Source organism: Amycolatopsis keratiniphila (assembly GCF_000400635.2).
Classification (GTDB): domain Bacteria; phylum Actinomycetota; class Actinomycetes; order Mycobacteriales; family Pseudonocardiaceae; genus Amycolatopsis; species Amycolatopsis keratiniphila.
This window is the reverse complement of record NC_021252.1, coordinates 563553-576251: the sequence shown is the minus strand read 5'-3', so window position 1 is coordinate 576251 and position 12699 is coordinate 563553. Positions and strand designations below refer to the sequence as shown.

Below are 12699 nucleotides of genomic sequence, written 5' to 3'. Positions count from 1 at the left end.
CAGCGATCAGGGGGTCCGCGCCGAAACGGCGCCGCGGTACCAGTACTCGAGGGTCAAGATGTGCCAGAGATGCTTGGACCGGTCCTGCTGCCCGGACGCGTCTTCGTCCACGAGCTTCCGCAGGGCCTCACGACGGAGGAACCCGGCCTTCACCAATTCACCTTCGTTCGTCACCTCGCGCACCAGCGGCGCGAGGTCGCGGCTCATCCAAGCCCGCAGCGGCGCGCTGAACAGCCCCTTCGGCCGATGCACGATCTCGGCGGGGAGGATGGACAGCGCCGCTTCCTTGAGCGCCATCTTCCCTTGGCGCTTCACGATCTTCTTGTCACCGGGGATCCGGAACGCGGCCTTCACGACCTCGATGTCGACGAACGGCGTCCGCACCTCGGTGGAGGCGGCCATGCTGGACCGGTCGGTGTAGGCAAGGTTGAGCCCGGGCAGGAAGAGCCGCGAATCGGCGAGGCACATGCGGTTCACGAAATCCGACAACGTGTTGTCGTGATAGGTGTCCGCGTGTTCGGTGATCACGTCGTCGACGGCGCCCGCGAGGTCCGGGTTCAGCAGGCCGGCGAGTTCGGCCTGGTCGTACATCGTGTAGCTGCGCCGGAACGCGGTCTCCTCGGGCAGCTCCGCGAACGAGAGGAACCGCTTGGCGAACCGGACCGAACGGAACCCACGCTTCGAGGTCGCCACCGGCAGTCTGTCCACAAGGGACTCGACGGGTCGCCGCACGAGACCGGGAACCCGCTGGTACCGGACGGCGATCTTGTTCGCGAGATGCTTGCGATACCCGGCGAACAGCTCGTCGGCGCCCATCCCCGAGAGCATCACCTTGACCCCGGCCTCGCGGGCGGCGGTGCAGATCAGGTAGCTGTTGATCGCCGCCGGATCGCCGATCGGCTCGTCCAGGTGATAGGTCATCCTGGGCAGCAGGTCGAGCACCTGCGGCGCGATCTCGATCTCGTGCAGGTCGACGCCGAACTTCGCGGCGACCTTCTTCGCGTACATCAGGTCGTCCGGCATGGCCTCGAACTTCGCGTCCTCGGCCCGGAAACCGATGGTGTACGCGGAGATCCCCGGCCGCTCGCGCGCGGCGAGCGCGGTCAGGTAGCTGGAGTCGAGCCCGCCGGAAAGGAACGTCGCGACCGGCACGTCGGCGATCAGGTGCTTGCGCGTGGAGTCTTCGATGACGGCGTTGAGGTCGAACTCGCCCTCATAAGCGGCGCCTTCTTCGGCGACCTGGCGCAGCGACCAGAAGGTGCCGCGTTCGACGTCGCCGGTCGGCCGGAACCGCGCCCAGCTGCCCGGCGGCAGCTTCTCCGCCTCGCGGAACGCGCACCGGCCGTCCGGGACCCAGTAGTAGAGCAGGGACGCGACGAGTGCGGTGTCGTCGACGGTCAGCGAGCCGCCCAGTTCGGCCGCCAGCGCCTTCAGCTCGGACGCGAACGCGACCCCCTTGCCGCGGCGCACCAGGAAGAGCGGCTTGATACCCAGCTGGTCGCGGACCAGCACCAGCTCACCGGAACGCTCGTCGAAGACACCGAACGCGAACATGCCGCGCAGCCGGTGCAAACCCTCGGTGCCCCACTTCCGCCAGGCTTCCAGCAGGACCTCGGTGTCGGACGTGCCCCGGAAGCGCACACCGGCGGCTTCGAGTTCCTTCCGCAGCTCCGGCGCGTTGTACAGCTCGCCGTTGTAGGTCAGCGCGAGCCCGTCCTTGACCATCGGCTGCGCGCCGGTCTCGGTCAGGTCGACGATCGACAGCCGTCGGTGTCCTAAATGGACTTCTCCGTGGTCGTACCTGCCGGAACCGTCAGGGCCCCGGTGGGCGAGTGTCTTGGTGAGCCGATCGGTGAGCGGTCCCCCGTCCGGCCAGAAGTAGGCCCCTGCGATGCCGCACATCTAGTCTCCCCCTACAAGGCTTCGGCGTTATCCGGTGACACAGGCGCGAATCGTTTGGTCGGCGCATCGGCGTTGTCGTCGGCGCGTTTGTACGGGGTCGGATGCCGCCGCGCGCTCTTCTTCTCCCGCGGGAACATCTCGACCGGCTTCACCACCGGCCGCGGCTCCCGGCGTTCCGGCGGGGCCGTGCGCTCCGGCACGGCACCGGCGCGACCGCGCAACGCGGTGTGCAGGCCGTCCCACAGCGTCCCGTCGGTGTGGTCGCGGGGATCCGGGTCCACCACCACGACCCCGATGATCGGGATCCGCCGGTCCGCCAGCTGACGGGCGACGGTGTGCAGCCATTCGGTGTTCGCGTGCCCGGCGCGCACGACAAGGATCGTTTCCCTGCCGAGGAATTCGAGGTCGGTCCACGCCGTGCCCGGCTCGACCGAGCCGACGCCGATACGCCGTTCGTTCGCGGCCATCGGGACGTCGCCGCGGTCCAGCACCTGGACCGGGCCCTCGCCTGCCAGCTCACGGAGGTCCGTCTTCGGCAGGTCGTCGACGAGCGACACCGGCCCCTTCCCGGCCAGTTCGCGTGCCATGTCGACGGCGAGCGCGGCTGTGATCTGACGGGCGCCGAGGTCGAGCAGCGACACCGAACCGCCCTCCTGCCGCGCCGCTCGGACGAGGGTCGCCGCGACCCGCTGCCGCCGGGTCGCCGCACGCGAGCGGCGCAGGAACCGGGGCGGCTTCGGCAACTGCGCGATCACGGAGGCGCCGAGATGCTGCGAGATCTCGCGGCGCAGCACCGGCCGGTCCTTCACCACGCTCGTGACGGCCGCGAGCCCCAGCCCGGCGAGCAACCCCAGCGCGAAGCCGATCCCGGCGTTGGTGGCGAGGGTCTTGAGCAGTGAATGCGGCAGGATCCGCGGCGCGTCCACGATCTGCGTCCCGGCGGCGACCTTCGGCGTGCCGATGCCCGCCTCCTGCGCGCGGCCGTCGTAGTCGGAGATCTTGGACGTCAGCTCCGCGCGGCGCGAGTACAGCCGTTCCAGCTGGGCGGGGTTGGCGTTGCGGCCCTTGGCCTCTTCGGTGACGATCGACGCTTCGATCGGGGTGAGCTCGTTCTGGGCCTGGTTGCGCTGGTCGAGCAGCGCCTTCTGCTGCGCCGCCGCGGCCGCCTGGTTGCGGCCGATGTACTCGGCGATGAAGGCGTCCGAAATCGCCTGCGCGCGGGCCAGCGCCTCGTCCTTGGTCTTGCCCTTGACCGTCAGCTGGAGCACGTTGTTCGTCAGGCCGAGCCCCTCGTAGTCCTTGAGGAACTCCTCCGGCGCCTGCGTGCTGTTCAGCTTCTTGAGCGCCTCGCCCGCGGTCTTCGTCGTCTGGAGCACGGCGACGTCGGTGCGCATCAGCGTTCCGCTGTCGGTCGGCGAGTCGTCGGGGTGGATCACGAGGATCTGCGCGACCGCGGTGGGCGGCGACGGCAGGAGCATCGCGACCAGCCCGCCGGCGATCAGCCCCAGCAGGGCGGTCGCGAGCCACATCCGGCGTCGTCTCCGTATCGAGACGACCAGCCGTTGCAGATCGATGAGCGGTTCTGACTTCGCTTTTTCGGCGCTGGTCACGCGGTACCTGCCAGTGCTTCGTGGTCGGACGGGGTGGGCGTGCCGGGCCGGGTGCGGGCCGGCCGGACCGGCCGGATCAGCACGGTGCCCACCATGGCGAGACCGGCGTCGGCGACGGCTTCGGCGATCCCGACCAGCTCCCACGCGGACCGGGAACCGAGGCTCGTCACGACGAGGACCCCGTCCGCGTCGGTGTCCGCGACGACGGGCCGTGCCGGGGACACCGTCACGACGGTGAACCACCGGCCGGCGAGCGCGGCGAGCCGTTCGGTGGCCGCCCGCCCGGCGTGATCGCCGTCGGCGGCGACCACGAGCAGCCGCCGGTGCGGCAGCCGGGAGATCAGCCGCCGGTACAGGACGTCGGAGTCGATCTCGTCCGCGAAGACGTCGACCCGCGGGACGTTCCACGGCCTGTCGTCACGGAGGAGCTTGGCCCGCAACGTGGTGGCCGGGGGCGCCTGCTCGACCGCGTCGAAGGTCGCCAGCACCGGTCCGCCGATCGCCGCGGCGATCTCCTCCTCGTCCCGCAGCCGGCGGTCGGTGCGGGCGGTGAAGAGGTGACCGAACAGGCCGATGAGGAAGAACAGCGCCGCGCCGCCGAGGGCGAGCTGCGGAAGAGTGGGCGCCGCCGCCGAGGACGGCAGTTCGGCCGAGCCGAGGACGACCATGTTGCCGAGGCCGCTGGCGGTGTCGGCCGCGTTCAAACTGGACATCGCCGACTCGATCGACGAGCGCAGGCCCTGCAGTTCGGTGCGGAGCTGGACGCTCTCGACGGTCGTCTTGCCTTCGTTGACCTTCGCGGAGAGTTCGCTGATGCGCTGGTTCGTCTGCTGGACCTGCTGACGCAGCGTCTCGCGGCGTTCCTGCGCCAGCTGGACCGCCGCGTCACCGGAACCGGCGATGATCTGCGTCGAGTACTTCACGAACTCGCCCGCGATCTGGTCGGCCATCCGCTGCGTCTGTTCGGCGGTGTCACCGGTGGCCTCGATGGTGATGACATTGCCCTGTGCGACCGACGTGGCCACCCTGTCCCGCAACTCGGCGCCGGACATCCCGTCGCCGAGGCCGGCGGCCGCCCGGTCGAGCACGACCGAGCTGGTCGCCACCTCGGCCTGGGTGAGCAGCTCGTCCGCCTCGCGCGGGCCCTGCAGCAGCACGCTGGACGTCGTCCGGTAACCGGGCGAAAGGATCACCGACGATCCCGCGCCGATCAGGGCGCCGAGCACGGCGAGGACCACCAAGGTCCGCCATCGCCCGCGCAGGACCTGTCCGATCATGGACAGGCGCACCGTGTCGTCAGTCAAAGCCGGGGTCTCCCATCGGTGCGTGCGGGTGCAGCATCAATCCCGTCGGAGCGACCGCGATGTTGGTTACAGGATTGCCCGAGTCTTGTTCAAAACGCGACCGGGATGTCGATCACCGGACCGCGGCCGCGTAGGCCGCGAGCAGGGCTTTCTGCGAGTTCTCCCACGAGAGCGGACCGGCGACGCGCGCCCGGCCCAGCTCACCCATCTCGGCCCGCTGTTCCGGCGAGTCGAGCAGATGCGCGATCAGCTTCGCGAACTCCGGCTCGTCGTTCGCCGGCGCGTACAGCGCGGCCTCCCCGGCCGAAACGCGGGCCTCCCGCAGTTCGAAGGAGACGATCGGGCGGCTCATCGCCATGTACTCCATGATCTTGTTCATGGTCGACACGTCGTTGAGCGGGTTCAGCGGATCCGGCGAAAGGCAGATATCGGCCGAGGACAGGTAGCGCAGCAGATCCTCGTCGGAGATCCGGCCGGTGAACTCGACCTGGTCGTCGAGCTTCAGTTCCTTGGACAACGCCACCATGGCGTCGAAGGCGTCACCGGAACCGATGAACACGGCATGCCAGTCGTCACGGCCGACCTCGTCACGCAGCGAAGCCAGGGCGCGCAAGGCGTAGTCGACGCCGTCCTGCGGGCCCATCACGCCGAGGTACGCGAGCAGATGCGGCTTGCCCTTCTTCAGCTCGGGCTCGGCCGGGACCATGTGGAACCGCTCGACCACCGGCGCGCTGCGCACGACGAAGACGTCGTCCGGCGACTTGCCGCCGCGCTTCACGGCGACGTCCTTGTAGCTCTCGTTGGTCGCGATGACGACGTCGGCCGTCTTGTAGGTGCGGCGCTCCAGCGCGCAGACCGCGCGGTACAGGAAGTCCTCCCCGCGGTCGAAGCGCGAAAGGTACAGCTCGGGACAGAGGTCGTGCTGGTCGAAGATGAACTTCGCGCCCTGGCGCTTGAGGTACAGCGCGACCAGGAACAGCAGGTCCGGCGGGTTGCAGGCGTGCACCACGTCGACCCGGCCGACCTTGCGGGCGAGCCGGAGCGTGTGCCACAGCGCGGAGCCGTACTCCTGGACGTACCCGGCCGGGCCACCGGTGGCGGCCTTCAGCGGGTATCGCAGGATGTGGACGCCGTCGATGGTGACCTCGGCTTCGGTGTCCCGTTTCGTCCCTTGTGGACAGATGACGTGGACTTCCCAGCCGGCGTCGCGAAGGGTCTGGCACTCCTGCCAGACGCGGCGATCGAAGGGGACGGAAAGGTTCTCGACGAGGATGAGAGCTTTACCAGGCAAGACCGACATATCCCTCTTCAGCCCGGCGCTCGGCGGCGTCGGGTACGCGGACGAGATCGATGATGGTGCGGCCGCCACCGGCCGGGAGCGCCGCGAGGACCTCCGGGTCGGAGGAGCCGATGAGGCAGACCTCGGCGTGGTCGACGACCTCGTCGATGGAGCCGGCCAGCAGCTGGCTGAGATGCGGCAGCCTGCCCTCGATGTACTCGCGGTTCGCGCCCATCAGCCGCGAAAGGCTGACGTTGGCGTCGTAGATGCGGAGGTCGTAGCCCTTGCCGAGCAGCCGCTCCGCGAGCTCGACGAGCGGGCTCTCGCGGAGGTCGTCGGTGCCGGGCTTGAACGACAGGCCGAACAGGCCGATCTTGCGTTTTCCGGTGCGCGCCACCAGTTCGAAGGCGCGCTGGAGGTGTTCGTCGTTGGAGGGCAGCACGTGCGAAAGGATCGGGACGGCGACGTCCGCGCGGTGCGCGGCGTAGACCAGGCCGCGCAGATCCTTGGGGAGGCACGAGCCGCCGAAAGCGAACCCGGGGCGAAGGTAGGCGGGGCTGATGTTGAGCTTGCGGTCGGCGAGGAAGACGTCGATCACCTGGTGCGAGTCGAGCCCCAGCGCGCGGCAGATCGCGCCGAGCTCGTTGGCGAAGCCGATCTTGAGCCCGTGGAAGGAGTTGTCGGCGTACTTCGTCATCTCGGCGACCGGGATCGCGACGCGGAAGACCTCGCCGGGAAGCCCTTCGTACAGCGCCGCGACGACGTCGCCGCTGGCCGGGTCGAGCTCGCCGATGACGGTCTTGGGCGGGTCGAAGAAGTCCTTGACGCTGCTCCCCTCGCGCAGGAACTCGGGGTTCACCGCGACACCGAAGTCGACACCGGCGGTGCGGCCGGACGACTTCTCGAGGATGGGGACGAGCAGGTCCAGGCAGGTGCCGGGGAGCATGGTGCTGCGGAAGACGACGGTGTGCCGTTCGGTCTTGTCTCGGAGCGCTTCGCCGATCTCCTCGGCGACGCGCTCCAGGAACGCCGTCGACAGGCTGCCGTTCGGCGCGGACGGGGTACCGACACAGATCAGGGAGACTTCGCTGTCCGCGATCGCCTGTCTCACGTCGGTGGTCGCTCTCAGCTTGCCCGCGGCGACCACTTCCGCGGTCAGTTCCCCGATCCGCTCCTCGACCACCGGCGCCTTGCCGCTGGAGACGAGTTCGATCTTCACCGGGTTCACGTCGACCCCGACGACCTCGTGCCCGCGTCCGGCCAGGCACGCCGCCGACACGCAACCGACGTAACCGAGCCCGAAGACACTGATCTTCATGACGAATTCCTCCAGCCGCATTCCGCTGCCCGTTGGTCGGCGGTGGGACCGGGTTCGTTACCGGTGTCCACGGTTCGCCTGCTTTTGGCGGAATGCCTGTGGGGCAAGGGAATTACTCATCGTTCGAGGGGCGTGAAACGCTACAGGGCGCGCGTAAGGGACGCGTAACGATCTCGGGAGGGGGTGGGGGTGGGTGAGGGGGGTAGGCGGCGGTGAGGCGTGGGTCGGGTGGGTCGTGAGTGGCGTTTCGGGTTCTAACCCGAAACGCCACTCACGACCAACCCGACCCAGCTATCCACAGCCACGTCTCCTCTCCCCCCTGTTATCCACAGATCCTCTCCACGCCCGCCAGACCCACGGCTCAGCGGCGATCGTCGAAGGGTGCCTCTTCACAAACGCTGGTCGGTGGAATCCATCCCGGCCGAACAACGCCCGAGCTGGCCTGTCGTCCTGGCGGAACAGCATGGAGTCGTCGACACCCGGCAACTTCGCGCCTACGGCCATTCAGTGGCCGATATCGAGGCCAACCTCGCGGCCGGACGCTGGCAACGAGTGCTACCGCGCGTCTATGCGATGTTCACCGGCGACCTCTCCAGGTCGGCCAAGATTCACGCGGCGCTGAAGTACGGCGGCGGCCATGCGGTATTGAGTCACCGCACCGCCGCCGAGGAGTGGGGGCTGATGCCCGTCGTCGACGGCCCTGTCGAAATCACGGTGCCGTACACGTTCTCGGCAGTCTCGGTCCCGCCCTTGGTGATCGTGCACCGTTCGCGTGCCCTGCCGCATATCGCGATCGGAACGTCTCCCCCACGGACCCGCGTGACCGACACGATCATAGATCTGGCCACGGCCCAGAGAACCCCGAAGACTGCGACCAATACAGTGGTCGACCTCGTCAGCCGAAGCAAAGTCTCCTTGGCGGCGATGGAGAACTGCGTGTTTTTACGGCCGCCTTTCCGTTACCGGCCCGCCATCCGGCACGGTCTCGGGCTTCTCGGGGGTGGGCTGATGTCGGCCCTCGAAATCGAATACAAGGAAGCGGTCGAAGACGCACACGGCCTCCCACAAGGTAGCCGGCAAACACCTTTCGAGGTGAAGGGCAAGATCCTCTGGGAGGACGTCACCTACGACCCGCATGGCGCCGGAGTGACGGTCAGACTCGACGGCCGCGCCACCCACGCCATGCCGGACGTGGCCTTCCGGGACCGGATGCGGGACAACGCGGCCGAGCTGGCGGGCCGGGCGCGTCTCGTCTACGGCTGGAACGATGTGCGGAATTCCCCGTGCGAGGTCGCTGCGGAAGTCCACACCGTCCTCTGCCGCGAAGGTTGGGACCCGACCGGCCGCCGCGCCTCGACGTGCGGAAAATGCGGGTCGTGAGTGGCGATTCGGGTTCTAACCCGAATCGCCACTCACGACCAACCCGACCCAGGCGCTCCCGGGGCCGCGCCCCTTTCGTCAGCCCTGAACGAACTTCGCCGCCAGCCCCTCCCCCACGGAGGTCGCCTTCCCGTGGTTCTCGATGGGCGAGACCTTCGAATTCTTGAAGCAGATGTACGTGACGCCCGAGTCGACGCCGCCGTTCTTCGGGTCCGGGTTGATGCCCAGCGCCTTTGCGGTCGCGTAGGACGCTTCGCCGATGATGTTCTTCGGGCCGGTGTCGCCGATGACGGTGTAGAGCACTTTGTCGTTGTAGATCACCGCGCACGAACCGGCGCCCTTGAGGCCGGCCTTCTCGAAGTTCCACGTGCTGCTGATGCTCGGCACGACGATGTAGGGCGTCTCGTCGGCGACCAGCGCCTTGCCGTCGGAGCGCGGGTACGCGGTGCCGTCCTGGAACCACGGGTCGGTGTTCTTGTTGCACCGCGCGGTCGGCTGCCCGTCGCAGTCGACGTCCATGTCGGCCTTCCAGAACACGGCGCTTCCCGCGTCGCAGACCGCGATGGTCCGGCCGGTCTCCTCGTCGGTCTTGTACTTGCCGTTCGAGACCTGTTTGCAGCTGGTGGTCTTCGCGAGCAGCTGCTGCGCGGTCGGGCCCGCCTGTACCGAAGCCGCGGCAGTCGCCGCGGGGGCCAGTCCGGCGGCCACCACCATCGCCGAGAACAGGAGCAGTTTCCGCATACCGAGCACCCCTTAGTTAATAAAACTTCTTTATCGAGGGTGCCCAGAATGCCTTCGCCGACGGTTCGGCTCAAGGGTTATTTTCCCACTGTACAAGGAAAACCGGTCAAAAGCGGGCAAGCCTGGCGACCCGTGCCATGACCCGTCCCGCTCGACGGTACAGACCTTCCCGGTTACCGAGCACGTTGTCGATCCATTCCTGATCGACGTCGTGCCGGACCTCGGTACGCGGCCGCAGCCAGCTGTCGCGCGACACCGCCCCGCCTTCGTGCGTGTAGACCCGCGTCGCACCGGAACGCCGGAGCCTGCTGAGCACCCGCCGGTCGTAGGCGCCGAACGGCGGCGCGTACGCGCGCACGGGTTTCCCGCTCAGGTCCGCGAGCAGTTTCGGCGCGATTTCGAGTTCGCGCCGGGCGTGCCTGCCGTCGAGCCGCCGCCAGTCGCGGTGCTCCCAGCCGTGCGAACCGATTGACATGCCCGCTTCGACCAGCGCGCGAAGGCCGTCGGCGTCGAGGAAACCCCGCTGCCCGATCCGGCCGGCGAGCGGGAAGAACTCGGCCGTGAGATCGCGCTCCACCAATCGGGGGAGCGCGATCTCGACGTCCGAGGAGTTGCCGTCGTCGAAAGTGAGCCCGACGTCTTCACGTCCGGCCACCGAGTCGAGCACCCGCTCGAACTGTTCGACGGTCACCCAGGTTTCGTCTTCGCCTGGATCCAGCGTGCGCACGGGTTTGCCCACGCCGCCGATCGCCAGGATCACCATCCGCGCCTCATTCGGGACCGAGTGTGTTTCCCGATTAATCGCATTGGCGAATGGAGTAGTTACATGATCCCGCAAGGTGTCCACTAACGGATTACTTGCGGATCTCCAGGGTGCAGCACTTCGGGCCGCCGCCCGCCTTCCGGAGCTCGGAAATGTCCAGGAAGACGACCTCGTAGCCGCGTTCGGTCAGCCGCGCCGCCAACCCGGTCGCCTCGACCGGCAGGACGACGTTGCGGCCGTCGGACACCCCGTTCAGGCCGAAACACTCCGCGTCGGCCCGGTCCGCGATTACCGCGTCGGGGAACATCCGCTCCAGCACCTTCCGCGACCCGGCCGAGAAGGCCTCCGGGTAGTAGGCGATCTGGGCGGACGCGGTGTCGGTCGCCTCGGCGAGCACGAACAGCGCGGTGTCGAGGTGGTAGTAGCTCGGGTCGATCAGCCGCAGCGAGACCACCGGGACGCCGAGGACCTCCTGCGCCTCGGCGTGCGCGGCCGGGTCGGTGCGGAAGCCGGTGCCGGCGAGCAGGACCTTGCCGGTCCAGGCGAAGTCGCCTTCGGCTTCGTTGATCTTCTCGGGCATGGTGATGTCGCGGTAGCCGTGCTCGACGAACCAGCGGCGGAAGTGCTCGGCCTCGGCGGTGCGCTGCGGGGCGCGGAACCGCGAGCCGAGGACCCGGCCGTCGACGACCGTGCCGGAGTTCGCGGCGAACACCATGTCGGGCAGGCCGGGCTGGGCGTCGATCTCCTCGACGGTGTGGCCAAGGCGTCGGTAGGTGTCGCGGAGTTCGGTCCATTGCGCCATCGCGGCGTCGACGCTGACCGGGACCGACGGGTCCATCCACGGGTTGATGACGTAATCCACCGCGAAGTACCGCGGCGGGCACATGAGGTAGCGGCGCGTCGTGGGTACACGGGGCTGCTGCTCCAGTTCCGGCATACCCGAAGGGTAAGGGTTACCTAATTCCGCAATCAATCGCTGTTCGCTGCGCACATACCTGCTAAACATTGCGTGTGAACACCATCGACCAGCGAATCGTTTCGTGCCTGATGGCCAATGCGAGGTCCAGCTACGCCGACATCGGCAAAGTCGTCGGCCTGTCCGCGCCCGCGGTGAAACGCCGGGTCGACCGGCTGCTCGAAACCGGGGTCCTGCGCGGGTTCACCGCGGTGGTCGACCCCGAGGCGCTGGGCTGGGGCACCGAGGCCTTCGTCGAGATGACCTGCAACGGCAACATCACCCCGGCCCGGATCCGCGCCCGGCTGGAGCCGCTTCCCGAGGTCGTCGCGGCCTACACGGTGTCCGGCGCGGCCGACGCGATCGTCCATCTGCGCGCTTCGGACATCCATCACCTGGAGACCGCCCTGGAACGGCTCCGTGGGCTGGAGATCGTCGACCGCACGGTCTCGACCGTCGTCCTGTCCAGGCTGTTGGAACGCCCGCCGACTCCCGAGGCATGACACCCTCGACCGCGTGACCGATCAGATCCGCTCCAGCCATGACGGCGGCGTCGCCGTGCTCACCATCGACGCGCCCGCGACCCGCAACGCATTGACCCTCGACCTGTCCGCGCAGCTGGCCGAGGCCGTCTCGCGCGCCGAAGCCGACGAGCGTGTCCACGCCTTGGTCGTCACGGGCGCGCCACCGGCGTTCTGCGCGGGCGCCGACCTGGACACGCTCGCCGGCGCCCGGGAGGACGGACTCCGCGCGATCTATGACGGCTTTCTCTCGGTGGCGCGGTGTTCCCTGCCGACGATCGCCGCGGTCGGCGGGGCCGCCGTGGGCGCCGGACTGAACCTCGCGCTCGCCGCGGACGTCCGCATCGTGGGACCGAAGGCGAAGTTCGTGGCCAGATTTCTCGATCTCGGCATCCATCCCGGCGGCGGGATGACGTGGATGATCCAGCGGCTCGTCGGCCCGCAGAAGGCCGCGGCGATGACACTCTTCGGTGAGGTCGTCGGCGCCGAAGCCGCTGTCGAAAGCGGGCTCGCGCTCCGGCTCGTCGAAGGAGATCTGGTCGAAGCCGCCCGTGAACTGGCGAAACCCGCCGTCGGCGCTCCGCGAGACGTCCTACTGGCGACGAAGCGCACCCTTCGGCACACCGCCACGCTGACCGACCATTCGGCCGCCGTCGACGCCGAGATCGAGCCTCAGGTGGCGTCACTCACCGCCCCCGCGTTCACCGAACGGCTGGCGAGGTTGCGGGCCGCACTGTCCAACTGCTGACCGTTCCTCGACTGGACTTCACTACGCTTGAAGGAGATACGGCTCACAATCGAGCCGAATCGCTGACCGTTACCATCAGTAACAGATAAACCGGATAATCCCCGCTCAGCGACGAGCTCAGGACACTTGAGAAGTAGGTCCGGCCCGTTTCTACGGCAACCTGGGAAGTGTGCCGAGG

General features: G+C 68.3%; 11 protein-coding genes. 3 read left to right on the top strand and 8 right to left on the bottom strand.

Translation table 11 applies throughout. The annotated features are described in order from the left end of the window. Window positions 1-6 precede the first annotated feature (6 nt). The 5 genes from asnB to AORI_RS43755 form a co-directional block, all read right to left on the bottom strand. On the bottom strand, window positions 7-1902 hold the full coding sequence (asnB, locus tag AORI_RS43775) for an asparagine synthase (glutamine-hydrolyzing) (RefSeq protein WP_016330997.1): 1896 nt from the start codon (window positions 1900-1902) through the stop codon (window positions 7-9). 11 nt (window positions 1903-1913) lie between these two features. Further along, window positions 1914-3512, bottom strand: a complete 1599-nt coding sequence (locus tag AORI_RS43770; protein WP_016330996.1) for a Wzz/FepE/Etk N-terminal domain-containing protein — start codon at window positions 3510-3512, stop codon at window positions 1914-1916. Continuing rightward, window positions 3509-4789 (bottom strand): YveK family protein, encoded by a 1281-nt coding sequence (locus tag AORI_RS43765; protein WP_016330995.1) that lies wholly within the window; start codon window positions 4787-4789, stop codon window positions 3509-3511. The genes AORI_RS43770 and AORI_RS43765 overlap by 4 nt, the downstream gene beginning before the upstream one ends. A gap of 139 nt (window positions 4790-4928) precedes the next feature. Continuing rightward, window positions 4929-6116 (bottom strand): glycosyltransferase family 4 protein, encoded by a 1188-nt coding sequence (locus AORI_RS43760; protein WP_016330994.1) that lies wholly within the window; start codon window positions 6114-6116, stop codon window positions 4929-4931. Next, window positions 6097-7413, bottom strand: coding sequence for a nucleotide sugar dehydrogenase (locus AORI_RS43755; protein WP_043848536.1), 1317 nt, complete (start codon window positions 7411-7413; stop codon window positions 6097-6099). The genes AORI_RS43760 and AORI_RS43755 overlap by 20 nt, the downstream gene beginning before the upstream one ends. Before the next feature lie 381 nt (window positions 7414-7794). On the opposite strand from AORI_RS43755, the gene AORI_RS43750 reads away from it, so the two are divergent. Further along, complete coding sequence (locus AORI_RS43750) at window positions 7795-8793, top strand: hypothetical protein (RefSeq protein WP_043847874.1); 999 nt, start codon at window positions 7795-7797, stop codon at window positions 8791-8793. Window positions 8794-8871: 78 nt separating this feature from the next. Here the strand turns inward: AORI_RS43750 and AORI_RS43745 are convergent, their stop codons facing one another. From AORI_RS43745 to ddaH, 3 genes are all read right to left on the bottom strand, one after another. After that, window positions 8872-9534, bottom strand: a complete 663-nt coding sequence (locus tag AORI_RS43745) for a glycoside hydrolase family 75 protein (protein WP_016330991.1) — start codon at window positions 9532-9534, stop codon at window positions 8872-8874. A 106-nt stretch (window positions 9535-9640) separates the two neighbouring features. Next, window positions 9641-10297 carry a polysaccharide deacetylase family protein gene (locus AORI_RS43740; RefSeq protein WP_016330990.1) on the bottom strand — a complete coding sequence of 219 codons (657 nt, stop codon included), beginning with the start codon at window positions 10295-10297 and terminating at the stop codon, window positions 9641-9643. Between the two features lie 91 nt (window positions 10298-10388). Further along, window positions 10389-11234 (bottom strand): dimethylargininase, encoded by an 846-nt coding sequence (ddaH, locus tag AORI_RS43735; protein ID WP_016330989.1) that lies wholly within the window; start codon window positions 11232-11234, stop codon window positions 10389-10391. 74 nt (window positions 11235-11308) lie between these two features. Here ddaH and AORI_RS43730 point away from each other — a divergent pair, with 74 nt between their 5' ends. Both AORI_RS43730 and AORI_RS43725 read left to right on the top strand, forming a co-directional pair. Further along, window positions 11309-11755, top strand: coding sequence for an Lrp/AsnC family transcriptional regulator (locus tag AORI_RS43730; RefSeq protein WP_005151923.1), 447 nt, complete (start codon window positions 11309-11311; stop codon window positions 11753-11755). Window positions 11756-11768: 13 nt separating this feature from the next. Next, on the top strand, window positions 11769-12521 hold the full coding sequence (locus AORI_RS43725; RefSeq protein WP_016330988.1) for an enoyl-CoA hydratase: 753 nt from the start codon (window positions 11769-11771) through the stop codon (window positions 12519-12521). Window positions 12522-12699: the final 178 nt, after the last annotated feature.